The organism is Sphingomonas sp. (assembly GCF_032114135.1).
Taxonomy (GTDB): domain Bacteria; phylum Pseudomonadota; class Alphaproteobacteria; order Sphingomonadales; family Sphingomonadaceae; genus Sphingomonas.
Genome location: NZ_DAMCTA010000003.1, coordinates 153,465 through 174,045, shown reverse-complemented (window position 1 = coordinate 174,045; position 20,581 = coordinate 153,465). Strand labels below are relative to the sequence as shown.

The 20,581-nt window shown below is 68.0% G+C and carries 18 protein-coding genes and 1 tRNA gene; 8 read left to right on the top strand and 11 right to left on the bottom strand.

Annotated elements, in window-relative coordinates; genetic code table 11:
- Window positions 1–3 precede the first annotated feature (3 nt).
- From gltB to RT655_RS16605, 5 genes are all read right to left on the bottom strand, one after another.
- A complete protein-coding gene (gltB, locus tag RT655_RS16625; RefSeq protein ID WP_313538844.1) occupies window positions 4–4,524 on the bottom strand; it encodes a glutamate synthase large subunit in 4,521 nt (1,506 codons plus the stop codon).
- A gap of 47 nt (window positions 4,525–4,571) precedes the next feature.
- A complete protein-coding gene (locus RT655_RS16620; protein ID WP_313538842.1) occupies window positions 4,572–5,297 on the bottom strand; it encodes a DUF2059 domain-containing protein in 726 nt (241 codons plus the stop codon).
- Complete coding sequence (locus RT655_RS16615; RefSeq protein ID WP_313538840.1) at window positions 5,294–6,760, bottom strand: NAD(P)-dependent oxidoreductase; 1,467 nt, start codon at window positions 6,758–6,760, stop codon at window positions 5,294–5,296. The genes RT655_RS16620 and RT655_RS16615 overlap by 4 nt, the downstream gene beginning before the upstream one ends.
- 122 nt (window positions 6,761–6,882) lie before the next feature.
- The gene (locus tag RT655_RS16610; protein WP_313538838.1) at window positions 6,883–7,689 is read right to left on the bottom strand and encodes an undecaprenyl-diphosphate phosphatase; all 807 of its coding nucleotides are present in this window, start codon (window positions 7,687–7,689) and stop codon (window positions 6,883–6,885) included.
- Window positions 7,690–7,759: 70 nt separating this feature from the next.
- Window positions 7,760–8,695, bottom strand: coding sequence for a complex I NDUFA9 subunit family protein (locus tag RT655_RS16605; protein ID WP_313538836.1), 936 nt, complete (start codon window positions 8,693–8,695; stop codon window positions 7,760–7,762).
- Window positions 8,696–8,841: 146 nt separating this feature from the next.
- On the opposite strand from RT655_RS16605, the gene RT655_RS16600 reads away from it, so the two are divergent.
- The 3 genes from RT655_RS16600 (at window position 8,842) to RT655_RS16590 (ending at window position 10,572) form a co-directional block, all read left to right on the top strand.
- Window positions 8,842–8,928 (top strand) — tRNA-Leu (locus RT655_RS16600).
- Window positions 8,929–9,211: 283 nt separating this feature from the next.
- Window positions 9,212–10,264, top strand: coding sequence for a hypothetical protein (locus tag RT655_RS16595; RefSeq protein WP_313538834.1), 1,053 nt, complete (start codon window positions 9,212–9,214; stop codon window positions 10,262–10,264).
- A 35-nt stretch (window positions 10,265–10,299) separates the two neighbouring features.
- Window positions 10,300–10,572 carry a hypothetical protein gene (locus RT655_RS16590; RefSeq protein WP_313538832.1) on the top strand — a complete coding sequence of 91 codons (273 nt, stop codon included), beginning with the start codon at window positions 10,300–10,302 and terminating at the stop codon, window positions 10,570–10,572.
- A gap of 204 nt (window positions 10,573–10,776) precedes the next feature.
- On the opposite strand, the gene RT655_RS16585 is transcribed toward RT655_RS16590, so the two are convergent.
- Entirely contained in the window at window positions 10,777–11,415 is a 639-nt protein-coding gene (locus RT655_RS16585; protein ID WP_313538830.1) for a hypothetical protein, read from the bottom strand.
- Window positions 11,416–11,526: 111 nt separating this feature from the next.
- Here RT655_RS16585 and RT655_RS16580 point away from each other — a divergent pair, with 111 nt between their 5' ends.
- Both RT655_RS16580 and RT655_RS16575 read left to right on the top strand, forming a co-directional pair.
- Window positions 11,527–12,198 carry a response regulator transcription factor gene (locus tag RT655_RS16580; RefSeq protein ID WP_313538828.1) on the top strand — a complete coding sequence of 224 codons (672 nt, stop codon included), beginning with the start codon at window positions 11,527–11,529 and terminating at the stop codon, window positions 12,196–12,198.
- Window positions 12,195–13,508: a sensor histidine kinase gene (locus tag RT655_RS16575; protein ID WP_313538827.1), complete on the top strand. Its 1,314-nt coding sequence runs from the start codon at window positions 12,195–12,197 to the stop codon at window positions 13,506–13,508. The genes RT655_RS16580 and RT655_RS16575 overlap by 4 nt, the downstream gene beginning before the upstream one ends.
- A 3-nt stretch (window positions 13,509–13,511) precedes the next feature.
- Here RT655_RS16575 and RT655_RS16570 read toward each other — a convergent pair whose 3' ends face one another.
- Window positions 13,512–14,549 (bottom strand): LacI family DNA-binding transcriptional regulator, encoded by a 1,038-nt coding sequence (locus tag RT655_RS16570; protein WP_313538825.1) that lies wholly within the window; start codon window positions 14,547–14,549, stop codon window positions 13,512–13,514.
- A 131-nt stretch (window positions 14,550–14,680) separates the two neighbouring features.
- Here RT655_RS16570 and RT655_RS16565 point away from each other — a divergent pair, with 131 nt between their 5' ends.
- A complete protein-coding gene (locus RT655_RS16565; RefSeq protein WP_313538823.1) occupies window positions 14,681–15,025 on the top strand; it encodes an L-rhamnose mutarotase in 345 nt (114 codons plus the stop codon).
- Between the two features lie 15 nt (window positions 15,026–15,040).
- On the opposite strand, the gene RT655_RS16560 is transcribed toward RT655_RS16565, so the two are convergent.
- Together RT655_RS16560 and RT655_RS16555 are read right to left on the bottom strand one after the other, a co-directional pair.
- Window positions 15,041–16,048: a zinc-binding alcohol dehydrogenase family protein gene (locus RT655_RS16560; protein ID WP_313538821.1), complete on the bottom strand. Its 1,008-nt coding sequence runs from the start codon at window positions 16,046–16,048 to the stop codon at window positions 15,041–15,043.
- 60 nt (window positions 16,049–16,108) lie between these two features.
- Entirely contained in the window at window positions 16,109–16,939 is an 831-nt protein-coding gene (locus tag RT655_RS16555) for an amidohydrolase family protein (RefSeq protein WP_313538820.1), read from the bottom strand.
- Window positions 16,940–17,087: 148 nt separating this feature from the next.
- Here RT655_RS16555 and RT655_RS16550 point away from each other — a divergent pair, with 148 nt between their 5' ends.
- A complete protein-coding gene (locus RT655_RS16550; protein WP_313538818.1) occupies window positions 17,088–18,074 on the top strand; it encodes an SDR family oxidoreductase in 987 nt (328 codons plus the stop codon).
- 35 nt (window positions 18,075–18,109) lie between these two features.
- Window positions 18,110–18,331: a hypothetical protein gene (locus RT655_RS16545; RefSeq protein ID WP_313538816.1), complete on the top strand. Its 222-nt coding sequence runs from the start codon at window positions 18,110–18,112 to the stop codon at window positions 18,329–18,331.
- Window positions 18,332–18,448: 117 nt separating this feature from the next.
- Here the strand turns inward: RT655_RS16545 and RT655_RS16540 are convergent, their stop codons facing one another.
- Both RT655_RS16540 and RT655_RS16535 read right to left on the bottom strand, forming a co-directional pair.
- Window positions 18,449–19,711 (bottom strand): DUF445 domain-containing protein, encoded by a 1,263-nt coding sequence (locus RT655_RS16540; protein ID WP_313538814.1) that lies wholly within the window; start codon window positions 19,709–19,711, stop codon window positions 18,449–18,451.
- A 37-nt stretch (window positions 19,712–19,748) separates the two neighbouring features.
- Window positions 19,749–20,483, bottom strand: a complete 735-nt coding sequence (locus RT655_RS16535; RefSeq protein ID WP_313538813.1) for an SDR family NAD(P)-dependent oxidoreductase — start codon at window positions 20,481–20,483, stop codon at window positions 19,749–19,751.
- Window positions 20,484–20,581: the final 98 nt, after the last annotated feature.

The window sequence follows — 20,581 nt, the reverse complement described above, 5'->3', positions numbered from 1 at the left end:
GGCTTACTCCGCCGCCACTGCCTCGACGGTGTCGTTCAGCGGATGCGGCAGCCGGGTGAGCATTTCCTTCGGCACCACCTGCCAGAACTTGCCCACTTCGCGGTCCCAGTCCTCCAGCAGGCCCCTCGACCATTTGCTGTCGGTCTCCTCGGCATGCGCCTCGACCAGCGCCCGGAGCCTGGCTTCCCAATGGCTGGCGGCCAACCGGTTCCAGGTGATATTCTCCGGATTGGCGTGGCGCTCGAAGCTGCCGTCGACGTCATAGACGAACGCCATGCCGCCGGTCATGCCCGCGCCGAAGTTCATGCCGACGCGGCCCAGCACCACCGCCGTGCCGCCGGTCATATACTCGCAGCCATTCGCACCGCAGCCCTCGACCACCACATCGGCGCCCGAATTGCGCACCGCGAAGCGCTCGCCCGCCTGGCCCGCCGCGAACAGCCGCCCCGACGTCGCACCATAGAGCACGGTGTTGCCGATGATCGTGTTGCTCCACGATTCGATTGGCGAACTGACCATCGGGCGCACCACGATCACGCCGCCCGACAGGCCCTTGCCGACATAGTCGTTGGCGTCGCCGAACACCTCGAGCGTGATGCCCTTGCACAGGAACGCGCCGAGCGACTGGCCCGCCGAGCCGCGCAGCCGGACATGGACGTGCCCGTCGCTGAGCGCCGACATGCCGAACCGGTTGGTCACCTCGGACGAGAGCCGCGTGCCCACCGCGCGGTGGGTGTTGCGCACCGAATAGGTGAGCTGCATCTTCTCGCCGCGCGCGAACACCGGGGCGGCATCCTTGATCATCTGCGCGTCGAGGCTGTCCGGCACGTCATTGCGGAAGGTGCTGAGGCTGAAGCGCCGCTCGGCATCGTCCGCATCCACCTTGGCGAGGATCGGGTTGAGGTCGAGATCGTCGAGATGCTCGGCGCCGCGGCTGACCTGGCGGAGCAGTTCGGTACGGCCGATCACCTCGTCCAGGCTCTTGAAGCCCAGCTTGGCGAGGATCTCGCGGACTTCCTCGGCGATGAAGGTCATCAGGTTGATGACCTTTTCCGGCGTACCGACGAACTTGGCGCGCAGCTTCTCGTCCTGGGTGCAGACGCCCACGGGACACGTGTTCGAATGGCACTGGCGGACCATGATGCAGCCCATCGCGACGAGGCTCAGCGTGCCGATGCCGAATTCTTCGGCGCCGAGGATCGCGGCGATGACGATGTCGCGCCCGGTCTTGAGCCCGCCATCGGTACGCAGCTTGATGCGGCCGCGCAGGCCGTTGAGCGTCAGCGTCTGGTTGACCTCGGACAGGCCCATCTCCCAGGGCGTGCCGGCATATTTGATCGAGGTGAAGGGCGAGGCACCCGTGCCGCCATTGTGGCCGGCGACCAGGATCACGTCGGCATGCGCCTTGGCCACACCTGCCGCGACGGTGCCGATGCCGGCCGAGCTGACCAGCTTGACGCACACCCGCGCGCGCGGATTGATCTGCTTCAGATCGTAGATCAGCTGCGCCAGATCCTCGATCGAATAGATGTCGTGGTGCGGCGGCGGCGAGATCAGCGTCACGCCCGGGGTCGCATGGCGCAGCTTGGCGATGAACTCGGTGACCTTGAAGCCGGGCAGCTGCCCGCCCTCACCGGGCTTGGCGCCCTGGGCCACCTTGATCTCGATCTCGTCGCAGGCGTTCAGATATTCCGCGGTCACGCCGAACCGGCCCGAGGCGACCTGCTTGATCGAGGAATTGGCGTTGTCGCCATTCTCATAGGGCTTGTAGCGCGCCGAATCCTCGCCGCCCTCGCCCGAAACGGCGCGCGCGCCGATCCGGTTCATCGCGATCGCCAGCGTCTCGTGCGCCTCGGGGCTTAGCGCGCCCAGGGACATGCCCGGGGTCACGAAACGCTTGCGGATCTCGGTGATCGCCTCGACCTGGTCGATCGCGACGCCCGTCTCCGGGAAGTTGAACTCCAGGAGATCGCGCAGATAGACCGGCGGCAGATCGCGCACCCCGCGCGCAAAGGCGAGGTAGCTCGAATAGCTGTCGTTCGAGACGGCGGTCTGCAGCTGGTGCATCAGCTGCGCCGAATAGGCATGCGCCTCGCCGCCCGAGCGCTGGCGATAGAAGCCGCCGACCGGCAGCGTCGCGACGCCGGCATCATAGGCCGCCTCGTGGCGCATCATCGCCGAGAGGTGGAGCGACCCATAGCCCTCGCCCGAGATCTTGGCCGGCATGCCGGGGAACAGGTCGTTCACCAGCGCGCGGCTCAGGCCCACGGCTTCGAAGTTGTAGCCGCCGCGGTACGAGCTGATCACCGCGATGCCCATCTTCGACAGGATCTTGAGCAGCCCCTCGTCGACCGCCTTGCGGTGGCGCTTGAGGCAGTCCGCCAGGCTGATCTCGCCGAACAGGCCGCGCGCATGGCGATCGGCGATCGCGGCTTCGGCCAGATAGGCGTTCACCGTGGTCGCGCCGACGCCGATCAGCACCGCATAATAATGCGTGTCGAGGCACTCGGCGGTGCGGACATTGACGCTGGCATAAGAGCGCAGCCCCCGGCGGACGAGGTGGGTATGCACCGCCGCCGCCGCCAGCACGCCGGCGATTGCGGCCTTGTCCGGGCCGCTATGCTCGTCGGTGAGGAAGAGTTCGGTGCAGCCCGCGCGGACGGCCTGCTCGGCCTCGTGGCGGATGCGCTTGATCGCGAGCTTCAGCGACTCGGGATCGCCATCCGCCGCGAAGGTGCAGTCGATCTCGGCGGCATTGGTGCCGAAATGCGCGCGCAGCCGGTGCCAGTCGGTATTGGTGAGCACCGGGCTTTCCAGCACCAGCACCGGGCTCCCCACCCCCTCGGTATCGAGGATGTTGGAGAGGTTGCCGAACCGCGTCTTGAGCGACATAACATAGCGCTCGCGCAACGGATCGATCGGCGGGTTGGTCACCTGGCTGAAGTTCTGCCGGAAGAACTGGCTGATCAGCCGCGACTTGTACGAGATCACCGCGAGCGGCGTATCGTCGCCCATCGATCCGATCGCTTCCTTGGCGGTCTCGACCATCGGCGCGAGGATCAACTCCATGTCCTCGAGCGTCTGGCCGGCAGCGACCTGGCGGCGCGACAGTTCGGCGCGATCGTAATAGGTCTCAGCGGGGGCCGCGGGCAGGTCGTCGATCGACAGGAAGCCCTGCACCATCGAGGCATAGTCGGCCTCGCCGGCGATCTGGTCCTTGATCGCGCGGTCGTGGAGCAGCTTGCCCTCGTCGAGGTCCACTGCGATCATCTCGCCCGGCCCGAGCCGGCCCTTGGCGACGACATTCGCCTCCGGCACCGGCACCATGCCGGTTTCCGAGCCGACGATCAGCAGACCGTCCGAGGTCTGGGTGTAGCGCAAGGGGCGCAGCGCATTGCGGTCCATGCCGGCAACCGCCCAGCGGCCGTCGGTCATCGCGAGCGCAGCTGGGCCGTCCCAAGGCTCCATCACGCTGGCGAGATACTGGTACATCGCGGCGTGCGAGGCAGGGGTATCCTCGTCCTGCTGCCAGGCTTCGGGCACCAGCATCAGCTTGACGGTGGGCGCGTCGCGGCCCGAACGGCAGATCGCCTCGAACACCGCGTCGAGCGCGGCGGTATCCGACGCGCCGGCCGGGATCACCGGCTTGATGTCCTCGCTCTGCTCGCCGAACGCGATGCTCGCCATCTTGATCTCGTGGCTGCGCATCCAGTTCTGGTTGCCGCGGATCGTATTGATCTCGCCGTTATGCGCCAGGCAGCGGAACGGCTGCGCCAGCCACCATTGCGGGAAGGTGTTGGTGGAATAGCGCTGGTGGAAGATCGCGACGCGGCTCTCGAAGCGCGAATCCTTGAGGTCCGGATAGAAGTCGGACAGCGATTCGGCGAGGAACAGCCCCTTGTATATGATCGAGCGGCACGACAGCGAGCAGATGTAGAAACCGCCGACCTGCGCCGCGATCACCCGCTTCTCGATGCGGCGGCGGATCAGATAGAGCTGGCGCTCGAACTCGGCGGCGTCCATCGCCTCGGGCATTGGGCCCGCGATCATGATCTGCTCGATTTCGGGGCGCGTCGCCTGCGCCTTCATGCCGATGACTGAAACGTCGACCGGCACCTGGCGCCAGCCATAGATGGTGTAGCCCGCCTCGATGATCTCGCTCTCGACGATGGTGCGGCAGGTCTCCTGCGCGCCGAGGTCGGTGCGCGGCAGGAAGATCATCCCGACGGCGAGGCGGTTGGGCAGCACGCGGTGGCCGCTCCCGACGATCTGCTCGTCGAAGAAGCGCAAGGGAAGGTCGACATGGAGGCCGGCGCCGTCGCCGGTCTTGCCGTCGGCATCCACCGCGCCGCGGTGCCACACCGCCTTCAGCGCATCGATCGCCGACTGGACGACGCGGCGCGACGACTGGCCGTCGGTCGCAGCCACCATGCCCACGCCGCAGGCATCGCCTTCATATTCGGGGCGGTACATGCCCTCGCGGGCGAGGCGCTCGCGCTCGGAGGCCAGCTTGATGTCGTCCATGGTCTTCCTCGATCTTCGTTCGCGCGTCCTTGAGAGGCACGCGGTGCTTACTTCTTGGCGGGCTGCTCGGCCTTGCTGCCCAGCAGCTTCAGGATCTTCTCGCGCTGTTCGGGTGTCAGATCCTCGGCCTTGCGCGGCGGCGGCAGGTCCTTGGTGCCGGCCTGGGCGGCCTGCACGAGCGCGGGCATCTGCTGCATGATCTCGGGCATTGCCTCGGCCATGGCCTGCGTCATGTCCGGCCCCATCATCAGCTCCATCGAGCTGCGCGCATAATGGCTGCCCGCCGGCGTTGCGAAGAAGCGCTGGAGCTCCTGCAGCTCGGGCAGCGTATATTCGCGCGCATAGGCCCGGGCGAGCGCGACGCGCACCTTGGGCTCGAGCGTGGCCATCAGCTTGCCCATCTCGCCCATCATCGACCGCATCATCCGCTGCTGGCGTTCCTGCCAATAGGGATCGTAAATCTCCATCACCTCGCGCAGCGTGGTCTGGCCGAGCGCGGCGACGTCCGCCTCGCTCATCCCGCCCATCTTCGCGAAGTCGCGTACCGGGATGTCCGCGGCGGAGCCGACCATCGATTCCATCATGCGGTTGAAGTTGCCGCCCATCATCCGCTGGTACATGCCCTGCGGGATCAGCTTGTCCGCCAGCTCGCGCGCGACGGCGAGGCGCGCGGGATCGGGTGCGGCGGTCGCCTGCGCGGGCGGAACGGACTGGGTCTGCGCCAGCGCTGGGCTGGCGACGGCGACCAGTATCGCGGTGACGAGCGTCTTCATGCCAGGCTCTCCTCGCGCGCGGCGGTCTGGACGGTTGGCGCCTTCGCGTGCGCCTTCATCCATGCATGCATGTGCGCCGCCACGTCACGACCGTCGCGGATCGCCCAAACGACGAGGCTCGCGCCGCGGACGATGTCGCCGGCGGCGAACACGCCGTCCATGCTGGTCATCATCGTCTTGCCGTCGGTGCGCAGCGTACCCCAGCGGGTGACGCCCAGTTCCTCGGCACCGAACAGCTTGGGCAGGTCCTCGGGCTCGAAGCCGAGCGCCTTGATGACAAGGTCGGCGGGCATCTGCAGCGCCCCGCCCGGATCCACCTCCGGCGCGCGGCGGCCCGAGGCGTCGGGCGCGCCGAGGCGCATCTTGGAGGCGCGCACCCCGCTCACCTGCTCGGTGCCTTCGAAGGCTTCCGGCGCGGAGAGCCAGACGAACTCGACGCCTTCCTCCTCGGCATTGGCGACTTCGCGTTGCGAGCCCGGCATGTTCGCCCGGTCGCGGCGGTAGAGGCACTTTACCGAGGCCGCGCCCTGGCGAATCGCGGTGCGGACGCAGTCCATCGCGGTGTCGCCACCGCCGACGACCACGACATGCTTGCCGAGCGCGTTGAGGCTGCCATCGTCATAGGCAGGCACCGCATCGCCGAAGTTCTTGCGGTTCGACGCGGTCAGATAGTCCAGCGCGTCGACCACGCCCTTGGCGCCTACGCCCGGGGCCTTGATCGCCCGCGCCTTGTAGACGCCGGTCGCGATCAGGATCGAGTCGTGGCGTTGGCGGAGTTCGCCGAGCGTCGCGTCGCGGCCGACCTCAAAATTGCGGTGGAAGACGATGCCCGCCTGCTCGAGCCGGTCGACGCGGCGCATCACCACGTCCTTCTCCAGCTTGAAGCCGGGGATGCCATAGGTGAGCAGCCCGCCCGAGCGATCGTAGCGGTCGTAGACGTGGACGTCGTACCCGTAGCCGCGCAGATATTCGGCGGCGGCGAGCCCCGCGGGCCCTGCACCGATGATGCCGACCGACTGCCCGCGGTCGCGCCCGACCTGCACTGGCTCCACCCAACCTTCGGCCCAGGCGGTGTCGGTGATGAACTTCTCGACCGAGCCGATCGTCACCGCGCCGTGGCCGGAGAATTCAATCACGCAATTACCTTCACACAGCCGGTCCTGCGGGCAGATGCGGCCGCAGATCTCCGGCATGGTCGAGGTGCTGTTGGAAAGTTGATAGGCTTCCTGCAGCCGCCCTTCGGCGGTCAGGCGCAGCCAGTCCGGGATATGGTTGTGGAGCGGGCAGTGCACCGAACAATAGGGCACGCCGCACTGGCTGCAGCGGCCTGCCTGCGATTCCGCGTCGGGTACCGCATAGCGCTCCGCGATCTCGCGAAAATCTTCCGCTCGCAGCGGGGCGGGACGCTTGGCCGGATACGCCTGCGGGCGTCCGACGAATTTGAGCATAGGATCGTCAGCCATGTCGCCCCCGTACAGGAGAGCGACACCGCGATAAAGACAGCAATACTTACCTATATAGGCTCAGAGCCCAATTTTTGGCCCGGCCAACCCCGGAATATGCATTGGTAAGGTCCGTTTCGGTCTTATCGCATCGAAAGCCAAATTAGCGCGGCGATTCCCGCAACAATACGATAGAGCGCAAAGGGCGTGAAGCCATGTTTGCTCACGATGCCAACGAACCACTTTATCACGGCCAGCGCGACGATGAACGCCACGACGAACCCGACGCCGATCTCCCCCCAGCCCACGCCGCTGGTCGCGAGCATCTCGCGATTCTTGAGCAGCTCGAGCGCGGTGGCGCCGAGCATCGTCGGGATGGCGAGAAAGAAGCTGAACTCGGCCGCGGTACGCCGTTCGACACCGAGCGACAGCGCGCCCATGATCGTCGCGCCCGAGCGGCTGACCCCCGGCACCATCGCCAGGCACTGGACGAAGCCGATGCCGAGCACGCGGACCACTGGAATCTCGGCAATACCGTGGATCGTCGCCGACTTGACGAGCCGCTCGATGACCAGGATCGCGACGCCGCCGACGATCAGCGCCCAGGCGACCACCTTGGGCGCGCCGAGCAGCGCCTCGATATGCTTGTGGAGCGCGAGGCCGATCACCGCGGCGGGGATGAAGGCGATCAGCAGGTTGCGCACGAACCGGATCGACACCGGATTGAGCTTGATCAGCCCGTCGAGCACAGCCCAGAAGGTGCGCCAGTAGAGCACCACCACCGCCAGGATCGCGCCCAACTGGATGACGACGTTGAACATCGCCCAGCGCGCCGAATCATAGCCCATCAGCTCGCTGGCGAGGATCAGATGCCCGGTCGAGGAGACCGGCAGGAACTCGGTAACGCCTTCGACGATGCCGAGCAGGATCGCCACCAGCAGCGTGGTCATGGAAAGCCTCCTTCAGGGGGTCGCGCCGGACGACCCCCTGCAAGGCGCCGCCCGGCAGGGGGGAATGGGTTCAGGCGGTCGCGCGGAAGCGGCTGAAGCGGCCGGCCTGGCGGAAGCGCACCAGCCAGCTCGGCGCCACCGTCGCCATCGGCGTCGGCTGCACGCCCAGCGCGGCGAGGCCCTCGGCACCCGCCGGCACGACATTGTCGGCCTGCAGCATCGCGAACTGGTCGCGCGTGATCGGCGTGCCCGGCAGCGACGCGATCACGCCCGCGAGCGAATCCGGCAGCGCCACAAAGTGCGGCTTGCGGCCAATCGCACCGGCGATCCAGTGGAGCAGCGCCGACATGCTCAGCACGTCCGGGCCGCCCAGCGTATAGGTCTTGCCGCCATGCACCGCCGGATCGGCCAGTGCGGCGGTGATCGCCTGGGCGACATCGGCCACGAACACCGGCTGGAAGTTGGTCTCGCCGCGCACCACCGGCACGATGTTCAGCGGCGCGCCCGCGATCATGCCGGCGAAGCGGTTCACGAACGCATCCTCGCGACCGAACACGATCGAGGGCCGCAGGATCGTAGCACCCGGGAAGGCGGCAAGCACGGCCTGCTCGCCGGCAGCCTTGCTGCGGCCATATCCGGACGGCGAGTTCGCATCGGCACCGATCGCCGAGATGTGCACCAGCGCGCCGGCACCGGCGGCCTTAGCCGCCTCGGCGACGTTACGCGCGCCGTGGACATGGACCTTGTCGAAATCGCCCGACAGGATGCCGACGAAGTTCACCACCGCGTCGCTGCCCTGCAGCGCGCGGGCGAGCGTTTGGGGCTTGGTGATGTCGCCCACGACGAGCTGGGTCTGGCCCAGATTGCCCTGGGTCTTGAGAAACCAGGCGTCGCGCGGCTTGCGCTCGACGACGCGGACGCGCGCGCCGGCGGCAAGCAGCTCCTGCGCCACGTAGCGGCCGAGGAAGCCCCCACCGCCGATCAGGGTTACCAGCCTGTCCTTCATCTTCCGCCTCACTGCCTTCGCGAACCTTGCGGCCCCAATGCCGTGCGAAGGGCTAAACGGCAAGCGCGACGCGAAGTCCAACATTTTTCGAAAAACGTCGTTGACAGCCCCGGCAAACCTCCCCTAGAGGCGCCGGCCTACCCCGTGCCCAGATGGCGGAATTGGTAGACGCACCAGCTTCAGGTGCTGGCGATCGCAAGGTCGTGGAGGTTCGAGTCCTCTTCTGGGCACCATTTTCCAGACGTGCAGAAATTCCGGCGTTGCCGGCCCCATCGACCAAGGGCCGAGCGGCCCGGGGCATTACCCATGCACGCCTGGTCACTACGCCGCCCCCCCCCTTTTTCGAGCAGTCCCGGCCAACGCTGCCCCCGCCAGCGGAGCGCCTGACTGCCGGTTACCGCGCCCGGTATTTCGAGCCGCCGGCGACGGGGACCTGCCATGCGCGTTTGGCCCCTATCTTGACAATGTTCGTATTTTGTTCTATTGGGGCAGGATATCTCCGGGGGGAGGTTTATCATGCCTACTGAACATGAAGATGCATCAAGCGATTTCGCGTTGTGGTTGCGGACGGGGCGACGCAGGCGCGTAGCGCTCGTACCTGCGCCGATAGAGTATAAGTTCAATCCTTGGCACGACCCGGCCAATGGCAGGTTCACCTCGGCGGGCACCGGGCAGGCGCGTCGCGTGGGTTCTGGTGGCGTCACGAGTAGACAGCATAACCCTGCCACATATCAATCGGATATCCGTCCAAGCCATACCATGTCGGTTGCGGACAATGTGCGGGAAGAAACAAAACCGATTCCCGACGGCGGTGTGCCGAATGCAAAGCGCAGATCGCGGGAAACTGCACCAAACGCCATCGGCGAGTTCGCCGGCGGCGTGACCGAGGGGCTATACGATGTCGCGGCAGAAACTGCCCAAAGCGTACAGGATGTACTGACGACGAATCCCATGACGACGGTTCGCAAGACCGGCCGGGTGATCGCTGGGGCTATCGACGGAGCGATCGCTGCCGAAGATACGCCCGCGTTCATTCAGGCTTCACGAGCAGCGCGTGCGATCCGCAGCGCGTCGGCACGCGATATCGGCCGCGCGGCAGGCTCGGTAGCGGGAAACGTCGCGCTGGGTGTGGTTCCCGAGGCGGCGCTTTCCAAACTCGCTGCGGTGCGTCGCCTGCGCCTCGCGAAGCCGCGACCGAACTTTCCGCCGCCGCAGATCGGCTGGGTCAAGGAGACGCATAAAAGCACGAGACCCTGGGTAGCCTATAACGATGCGGCAAACGGCGCGCGCCCTGGGCTTGCGCCAGCCCTGATGCGAACCATGCCGGACGGTTCCAAACGGCCCGTCAAGTTCGATGGCGTCCAAGGCGATTATGTCATCGACCGGAAATGGGGCGTGAGGGATGCCCCACATGCGCGAGCACAATTGATGCGGCAGTCTAAAGTGCTGTCGGAACATCGCCTGATTGGAACATGGGAAGTTCCCGATGTTGCTCAAAAGGCGAAAGCGCTGAAGTTACTAAAGAAGATGAATGTCACCAACATCAACGTGAGGGTGGTGAAACCATGATAGCCGTACAAATCGCGCGCCTTATCTCTCGGGTAGTGCTGTTCGCGGACCTTACGACGGATGATCAGGTCGACCCTGATCTGGCGGTTGAACTGATGGAGGTCATTGGCGGCGACCTGGAAACCCTAGACCGGCCATTTCTCCGCGAACTGGTGGATGCATTCGCCGTTGTCGCCGAGGAATACCAGGGCGAGGCGCGGGAGATCGTACGCGACATCCCGTATAGCTTCTATCTCGAAGAAACGCTGGCGGCAGACGATCCGGTGCGCCTGGCGGAACTGGAAGCGATCCGCGATGCCAGGCCCTGAATAAAGTAGAGGCGGATCACTCGCCCGAGTGCCGCACATCCGACGCCTTGGCCTGTCCGCAATAGCGAAACGCGGGGTGGACGACGGCGGAGGGCGCCGCGGGACCGAAAGCCGCTAGCGCGTCAGACCTCACCCATCTCGACCGCCCCATGAAGAACCCGCCCACGACGAGGACTTCGCGGGCGGGTTCTTCATGGCTCGCGATCAGCGCGCTGGCGTCGGGCCCGGCGCGGGCACCGGGGTGACTACTCCCGTGACAGACGCTGCGCCTGGTGTCGTTGCAGGCGGCGGAGGCGAAACCGCCCCACCCGGAGCCGGTACGCTCCCGGCGGGCGGGGGCGGAACCGCGCCCGGCGGCGGGGGCGGCGGGGCGCCGGCGCCCGGCGGCGGCGGGGGTGCACCCGGTCCGCCCGGCGGCGGGGGCGGCGGCCCGTGCGGGCCGCCCGGCGGAGGCGGCGGAGCGCCGACCGCCTGCACATTGCCCTGCGCGTCGACCAGGTACGAGGCGTGAAGCTGGCCGTCGCGATAACGCCCCTGCACCATCAGCGCCACGCCGGACTGGACGTCGGCCGCGCCGCGGCCCGCATCGACCAGCGTTCGCCCCGAACCATCCTGCAGCACGAAGTGATCGCCATAGGTTTCCGCGACGCGACCCTTCACGGTCACGATGCCGCTGGTCTGCGCGAGCTTGGCGACCACGGTCGGCACCGTCGGTGCCATTTCCACGGACGGTCGGGTGAGCTGCACAGCCCCTGCGCCGCCCGCAGCGCCCAGTGCGAGCAGCGCTGCGGCAGCAACGGTCAGTCGGTTGCGCGGCGGCAGCGTGTTCTTCCAATCGGTCATTCCATCAACTCCTCTTGGGTGTTCGATGGCATCGTTCTAGCGAGTCGTACCCGACCCCTGCTGAACCTCGCGGTTCAGTTTGGGTTTAGGCCCGGGAGCTAGGCGACAGACATGCGGATCCTGCTGGTAGAAGACGACCCCGATCTCGGCCCTGCCATCGCACGGGCGCTGCGGGCGGAGCATTGCGCCGTCGATCTGGCTGCCAATGGCGTCGACGCGCAACATCTCGGCGAGACCGAGGCCTATGACGCGGCGGTGCTCGATCTGGGGCTGCCGGGCAGGACCGGGGCCGAGATCCTCGCCGCGTGGCGGGCGAACGGGCGCGCGCTCCCCGTGCTGGTGCTTACCGCACGCGAGGCCTGGGCGGACAAGGTGACCGCGTTCAAGGCGGGTGCCGACGACTATCTGACCAAGCCGTTCCGCGTCGAGGAACTGATGATGCGGTTACGCGCGCTGGTCCGCCGCGCCGCGGGCCATGCCCAGACGCGGATCGAATGCGGCCCGCTCGCCTTCGAGAGCCAGACCGGCCAGTTCGAACTGGACGGGCTGCCGCTCAAGCTCACCGCCTTTGAATGGCGCGTGCTGTCGCAGCTGATCCTGCGACGCGAGGTGGTGATCGAGCGGCTCGAACTGCTCGAGCGCGTCTATGAAGGCGATGCCGATGTCGACTCGAACAGCCTCGAGGTGATCATCGGCCGGCTGCGGCGCAAGATCGGTGCCGAGCGGATCGAGACGGTACGCGGCCGCGGCTATCGGCTTACCTGCGGCGAGCAATCGGCATGACGGGCGGGTCGCTGCGTGCGCGGATGATGCTGTTGTCAGCATTGGTCACGCTGGTGGCACTGGGGCTCGCCGGCTGGACCATGGCCGGTGTCCTCGACCGGGTGGTGACCGGCGGGGTCGATCAGCGGCTCGATGCCCAGTTGGCGGTGCTGGCGAGCGCGGTGCGAGACGACGGCAGCGTCGATCGCGCGCGACTGGCGGTACGGCAGGGTGCCCTTGCCGCCGGGCCGGGCTGGCGCTGGCGGATCGAAGGTCCGCGCGAGACGCTGGGGAGCAACGATTTCCCGACGTTGCGACTGCCCTTCCCCGGCCCCGCCGAAACCGCGCCCGCGGCACTACCCCCCGTGCCGCTCGACAGCGAGGATGCGAAGGGCCGCATCCATGCGCGCCGCCTCGTCGTGGAGAGCAGCGCGGGCTCGGTGAAGCTGACCGCCGCCGCACCGGGCCGCGTGATCGGTCGTCCGGTGCGCGACGCGCTGGTCCCGCTTGCCAGCGTCATCGTGGCGCTGGCGCTGATTTTCGCCATCGCCGCCTGGGTGCAATTGCGCTTCGCCTTGCAGCCGCTGGCGGCGCTGGTTGCGCAGATCGGCGCGATACGCCGCGGCGAGCGCATGGCGGTGGACGAAGCGCAGCCCGCCGAGCTGCAGCCGCTTGCCACCGAGCTCAACGCGCTCGCCGCCGCCAATGCCGCCACGCTCGCGGCTGCGCGGCAATCGGCGGCCAACCTTGCCCATGCGCTGAAGACCCCCATTGCGACGCTGGCGCTCACCGTCGCGCCCGACACGCCCGAAGCCGCGCAGGTCCGGCGGATCGAAGGGGTGATCCGCCATACCCTCGCCCGCGCCCGTGCCGCCGCGGTGAACCGGCGTGCGAGCACCGCCATCGCGCCGGTCGCAAGCGATGTGGCGGGCGTGCTGCACACGCTCTATCCCGCCACGGCGATGCGGCTGGCGATCGCGGTGGACGCGCGGATCGCCATCGACGCGCACGACCTGGCCGAGATCCTCGGCAATCTGCTCGACAATGCCGCGCGGCACGCCCGCAGCACGGTCGTCGTATCGAGCGCTGCCGAGGCACCGGATCATATCACCCTCACGATCGACGATAACGGCCCCGGCATCCCCCCCGAACGCCGCGAACAGGTGCTCCAGCCCGGCGTGCGGCTCGACGAAGGCCCGGCAGGCGACGGGTTCGGGCTCGCCATCGTCCGCGACCTCGTGGCGTTGTGCGACGGCACGATGGTGCTGGAGGATAGCCCGATCGGCGGCCTGCGCGTGCGACTTACCTGCCCCGCCGGCACGACCGCCTAGCGATCAGTCCCTGGGCGGCGCGGCGGTCGAGCTGCGCTTGACGATCTCATGCTCCAGCACCCGATCGCGGCGCGTGCGCGTCTTGGACGAAGCGCCGCGCGCCTCGTCCGCCACCAGCGCCAGCGCCTCGGCAGCGAGGCGGCGCACCGGCTGGTGGATGGTAGTCAGCGGCGGCCACAGCGTCACCGCCGCAGTGGTATCGTCGAAACCGACCACCGTAAGCTGGCGCGGCACGTCCAGCTGTCGGCGATGCGCTACCGAGACGATCGCCGCCGCCATGTCGTCGTTGCTGGCGAACACCGCAGTGGGGGGCGCGGGGCCGTCGAGCAGCGCCTCGCCCGCCGCGAGCCCCGAGGCATAGCTGAAATCGCCCTGCACCAACTGCACGCCCGCATCGGGGAATTCGCGCATCGCGTCCTCCATCCCGGCGCGGCGCTCGGCGCTCGCTGCCTGGTCGGGATTGCCCACGACGAAACCGAGCCGGCGATGGCCGAGATCGAGCAGATGGCGCGTCATCTCGCAGGCCGCGCCGCGGTCGTCGATCCGCACGCAGGTGGCGCCGGGGACGTGATAGGCGCCGATCGCGGCGATCGGCACGCCGGCATTCCTTAGCGTCCGCAGCACCACCGGCGCCTCGCCGAGCGGCGGCGCGAGCAGGATGCCGGAGAGGCCCGAAGCCGCGAAGCGCGCCAGTTCCGCCTCCGCCGGCGGCCGCCCGCCCTCGCCCTTCAGCAGCACCAGCCGCGCCCCCCGGGTCGAGGCCTCTTCGAACACGCCCGTCAGCAGCTCGCTCATGAAGGCAGCGCTGGGATTGGAATAGACTACGCCGATGCGCAGCTCGGCCGAGGTGACCAGGCTGCGCGCGGCGACATTGGGCACGTAGCTGAGCTCGGCGATCGCCCGCTCCACCGCTTCGCGGGTTGCTGCGCTCACGCCGGTTCGGCCGTTGATCACCCGCGACACGGTCATGGCGGAGACGCCCGCCTTCGCCGCCACGTCAATGATCGTTGCCCCCTGCACCGGCTTGCCCGCCTTCGCCACGTTTCTCTCCCTGCCCCCGAATTCGGCAGGACGTACGCGATGCGGGCGGATCGGAAAAGTCGCGATGCGGCGCCGGCTTGTGCCAGGACCGGCGGCGGCTATGCAGGCTCCCACCAAGGAGAGGGTTTCCGATGCGCCACGTCCTGCTGCTCGACCTGAACGACGATCCCGAGGCGATCGCCGCCTATCGCCACTGGCACCGCCCGGGCGGGCCGCCGGCCGCCGTCACCCAGTCGATCCGCGACGCCGGGATCGAGGCGATGGAGATCTGGCACGCCGGCGACCGGCTGGTGATGGTGATGGAAACCAGCCCGAGCTTCGATCCCGAAGCCAAGCGCGCGCGCGATGCCGCCGATCCCGACGTGCAGGCCTGGGAAACGCTGATGGACGGCTTCCAGCGCCGGCTCGCCTTTGCCGAGCCGAGCGTGAAATGGGTGCCGACCGAACAGATCTTCGCGCTCGCCGATCAGCCCTGACCGGCGAGCAGCGCGTCAGAAGGCGACGATCGCCTTAAGCACATGATCAGCCTCCTCGATCAGCGCGGGCAGGCGTTGGGGGAGGTCGTCGGCATCGACGCTGTGGGTGTGGAGCTTGTCGGTGGGCACGTCGCCCGAGCGGATCGCCGCGATCACCCGCTGGAAGTCGCTGGCGAGCGCGTTGCGGCTGGCAATCAGCACTGCTTCCCGCTTGTGAAATTCGGGATCGGCGAAGCTGAGGTCGCCGGGTGCCACGCCGACCAGCAGCAGCGCGCCGCCATGCCCGACGAAGTCGAGGCTGCGGCGCATCGCCGGCAGCGAACCGGTTGCGTCGATCACCACGTCGAAGCCGTCGCCGTTGGTGCGGGCTGCCAGGCGCTCGGCCAGACCTTCGTCGGCGACCTCGCCGTCGAGACCGAGCTGTTCGCGCGCAAAGGCGAGCCGCTGGGCGCGCTGGTCGACCAGGGTGACATCGAACCCGTCGAGCCGCGCGAACAGCGCGCTGGCGATGCCGATCGGCCCCGCGCCGACCACCAGCATCCGTCCCTCGCCGTCCCTGGGCACGCGCGAGACGGCATGCGCGCCGATCGCGAGGAACTCGATCATTGCCGCCTGGTCGACGCTCAGCCCCTCGGCGTCGATCACCGCACTTGCCGGCACCACCAGCAGATCCGCCATGCCGCCGTCGCTGTGGACGCCGAGCACACGGATGTTGACGCAGGCATTGGGCTTGCCCTTGCGGCAGGCGACGCAGTGGCCGCAGGCGATATAGGGATTGATCGCCACCGTCTGGCCGAGCGCGAGCGAGACACCCTCGCCTAGCGCCACCACCTCGCCGCCCAGCTCATGCCCCATCACCCGCGGGTACTGGAGGAACGGGTGGCGTCCGGCGAAGATGTGATAATCGGTGCCGCACAGGCCGACGCGGTGAATGCGGATTAGCACCTCGCCGGGACCGGGCTCGGGCGCCTCGCGCTGGATCTGAGTCAGCTCGAACGGCGCGTTGCAGAGGATGGTACGCATGGCAAGAATCTCCTGCCCATGCCCTGCCATGCCCGTTCGCATATATGCAAGTTGGTTTTCTTATCTGCCGAATTTTAGCGCATATGCGCGCACGGAGTTGTCGCCGAACACCGCCCTTTCCGCGTCCGTGCAGTGCCGCGCGACGTAACCAGCGATGAGATCCAGCGTATCGGCATATCGTCCCGCAAGTTCGCACACCGGCCAATCCGAACCCCACAGGACGCGATCGGGGCCGAAGCAGGCGAAGACATGGTCGAGATAGCGTTCGAAATCGCCGGGCTTCCAATCGCCCGCGGCCTCGGTGATCAGGCCGGAGACCTTGCAGAACAGGTTCGGGTAGCGCGCGGCGGCGGCGATCTGCTCGGCCCAGGGCTGCCAGGCGCCTGCGGCGATGTTCGGCTTGGCGGCATGGTCTAGGATCAGCCGACCCTCCCCGACGCGATCGAGAAAGGCCGGCACGGTGCCGAGTTGCGCGGCGTTGACCAGCACGTCATAGCTGAGCCCCGCCGCCAGCACCGCGCGCACGCCCGCGACAAACGCGTCGCCCAGCAGGAAATCGGCATCGGGCTCGTCCTGGACGACGTGGCGATAGCCGAGGATCGGCCCCGTCGGGCGTGCCGCGATCCGTTCGGCGATGTCGGGCGCGCGCAGGTCGATCCAGCCGACCACCCCGGCGATTTTTGGCTGGCGGGAGGCGCAGTCGAGAAGGAAGGCCGTCTCCGCCTCGCTTTGCCGCGCCTGCACCGCGATCGCATGGTCGATGCCGGAAGCCTGCATCTCGCAGGCGAGGTCGTCGGGGTCGAAGTCGCGCGCAATGGCGCTGCCGGGTTCGATCCAGCCGAACGCGTCGAGGGTATAGTGCCAGAGATGGTGGTGGGCATCGATCCGCATGCCGCTGCATAGCCCACCGCGGCCCGTTTGGGAAAGCGCGGCAGCATTCGCAGCAAGGCTTTGTTTTGAAAGGCTTGCAACCCTTGCTCCACAATCCGGTTGGTCGATCGACACGGCGCCGCCCGCGCCTTTTGCTTGGAGACCGATCATGGCGACACTCTCATCGCCCCGCACTGCCGTGATTACCGGCGCCTCGAGCGGCATCGGCCGCGCCACCGCCGAGTTGTTCGCCGAGCGAGGCTGGCGGCTGGTCCTCGCCGCGCGGGGCGCCGAGGCATTGGAAGCGCTCGCAAGCGAACTGCGCGCCCGCGGCGCGGCGATCGAGGTCGTCCCGACCGAGATCGGCGACAACGCCGCGGTGCTGGCGCTCGCCGAGGCGGCGCAGGCATTTGGCGGCACCATCGACCTGTGGTTCGCCAATGTGGGCGTCGGCGCGGTCGGGCGGTTCGAGGAGGTGCCGATTGAGGCGCACGAACAGGTGCTGCGATCGAACCTGCTCGGCCATCTCTATGAGGCGCATGCCGTGCTGCCGATCTTCCAGCGCCAGGGGCGCGGCGTGTTCGTCAACATGATCTCGATGGTCGGCTTCGCCGCCGCGCCGCTGGCCGCCGCCTATTCGGCGAGCAAGTTCGGGCTGAAAGGCCTGTCCGAGGCATTGCGCGCGGAACAGGCGGCGTACCCGCACATCCATATCTGCGACGTCTATCCGGCGCTGGTCGACACCCCCGCGCTCGACCATCCCGCCAACTATACCGGCAAGGCGATCCATCCGCCGCTGCCGCTGGTCGATCCGCGACGGGTGGCGGCAGCGGTGGTGCGGCTCGCCGATCATCCGCGCGCCACCACCATCGTCGGTGCCCAGACCTGGCCCGCGCGGATCGGCCATGCGCTGGCGCCCACGCTCAGCCTCAAGATCATCGACCGCTGGTTCGAAGGCTATTTCACCCAGGCACGGCCGGCGGCGGTGACGTCGGGCAACCTGTTCCACCCGCCGGGTGACCGGCCCCGCATCGATGGTGGCTTCCGCAAGCCGGTGGCGCGGCGCCTGCCGCTGCTGCTGGCGGGGGGAACGTTGCTGGCGCTGGGAGGTGCGGCGCTGCTCCGGCGGCGCGCATCGCCCGCGGAACCAACCTAGGCTATGTGCGTCGCCTCGACGTTGAGAGAGGAACGATGATGACCACCAATCCGACGCGCGACCGTACCGAGACCGAACGCCACGCCCATCAAGTCGACGCCCAAGGCGCCCCGCCGCGCGACGGGCGCGTGGATGCGCTCGCCGGCGAAGATCCCGACGGCGTCCCGATGACCGGGGAGGAAGACCCCTTTGTCGAGGCGGAGCAACTGCCCGGCGAGACGGGCGACGACGCGGAAGCCGAGGCGCATCCGTCGTAACCGATCTCTAGCCCCTCTCCTCCTCGGAGGAGGGGTCGGGGTGGAGGGATTCCAGAACCTAGGTTAGTCTCGGTGAGACACCGCCCCACCCCAACCCCTCCCCTGAAGGGGAGGGGCTTACCGGAGCACCACATCCACCGCGTGGATCGCAACCCCCACCAGCCCCCCGACCACCGTCCCATTGATCCGGATATATTGCAGGTCCCGCCCCACCGCATTTTCTAGCCGCGACGTCACCGTCTGCGCATCCCAGCCGCGGATCGTGTCGGAGACCAGCCGGACGATGCCGTCGCCATAATCCGATGCCGCCCCCACCGCCGAACGCCGCACGAAGCGGTTGATCGTCCGCGCGAGCTTCCGGTCCGATTGCAGCGTGCCGCCGAACTGGCGCAGCGCCTCGCCCATCCGGCCGCCCAGCGCCCGTTCGGGATCGCGCGCCAGCCGCAGCATCGCCGCGCGGCTCTGCTCCCACAGTCCTTCCACCCAGCGCTGAAAACCTTCATTCTCCAACATCTCGAGCTTGAAGCTCTCCACCTTGGCCTGCAGTTCGGGATCGTGCTGCAGGCGGTGGGCGAGGCTCTCCAGCCCCTCCTCCACCTTGGCACGGACGGGATGTTCGGGGTTCTCCGCCATCTCGTCGATCAGCTTCTTCAGCCCTTCGATGATCTTGGTCGCCAGCGTCTCGTCGAGCCCGGTCCAGCGCATCACCGATCCGGCGCGGGCATGGACCATCTCGCGGATCAGATGCTCGTTCGCCTCCAGGATGCGCGCGGCGCCCCGGATCAACGAATCGAGCAGCGGCAAGTGCCGGCCATTGGCGATCGCCGCCGCCAGTGCCTGGCCGAACAGCGGCGCGACATCGATCGCGCGCAGCCGGGACGCGACGGCGCCCTTCACCATGCCGCCCAGCCGCTCCTGGTCGAGCGATTCCAGGATGTTCGCGGCCAGCCGCGACGCACCCGCGCCGATCCGGCCGGTGCCATGCGACGGCGCCGCCAGCCAGCGCCCCGCCGCGCCCGCCACGTCGAGCCGCTGCATCCGCCGCGCCACCACGCGCGGGATCAGGAAGTTGGCGCGGAGGAACTGGCCGAGCGTGTCGGCAATGCGATCCTTGTTGCGCGGGATGATCGCGGTGTGCGGGATCGGCAGATGGAGCGGATGGCGGAACAGCGCGGTCACCGCGAACCAGTCCGCCAGCCCGCCGACCATCGCTGCCTCGGCAAAGGCGCGGACGAAGGGGAGCGCGGGATGCAGCCCCTGGAAATGGCGCGCAGCAAGGAACAGCGCCGCCATCGCCAGCAGCAGCCCGGTCGCGACCATCCGCATCCGGCGCAGGCCGGCGGGCGGAGGGTCGCTGCGGAGTCGGGGGGTAAGGCTCATGACCGGTGCAACGCTGCGAAGGCCCCGCGCGCTCCGCTTAGCCTTCGCGATGCACCGCGAACGGGCCGTTTGCCTGGTTCACCGGCATCAGCTCCAGCGTGTTGACCGCGAAGTGCGGCGGCAGCGTCGCCACCCACAGCATCGTCTCGGCGATGTCCTCGGCGGTCATCGGATTGACGCCCGCATAGACCTTGTCCGAGGCATCCTGGCTGCCGGTGCGGACCAGGGTGAATTCGGTCTCGACCATGCCCGGCTCGATCGAGGTGACGCGCACACCGGTGCCGATCAGGTCGGCGCGCAGGTTGAGCGTGAACTGGCGGACGAACGCCTTTGTCGCGCCGTACACATTGCCGCCCGGATAGGGATAGGTGGCAGCCACCGAGGACAGGTTGATGATCCCGCCCTTGCGCGCCACCAACCCCGGCAGCAGCTTGTGGGTGATCGAGACCAGCGCGGTCACATTGGTGTCGATCATCGTGCGCCAGTTATCGAGCGACGCCGTCTGCGCCGGCTCCAGGCCCAGTGCGAGGCCGGCATTGTTGATCAGCAGGTCGATCTCGGAAAAGGATGCGGGCAGGCTGTCCAGCGCGGCGTCGCGCGCGGCTTCGTCACGGATGTCGAAGGCGAGGGTGTGGACACGCTCGCCGGCGCGTTTCTCCAGCCGATCGGCGCGGCGACCGGTCGCCACGACGTGCCAGCCGGCATCGGCAAAGGCGCGGACCGAAGCTTCGCCGATCCCGGCGGTGGCGCCGGTGATGAGTACGGTAGGCATGGCAACTCCTGCATGACGTTTCGTCCGTCTATACGCGCACGCAGGCGGTTTGGATCAGCTTTTTGCGAGGGGCGCGGCGAGCACGCCCTGGCCGAGGG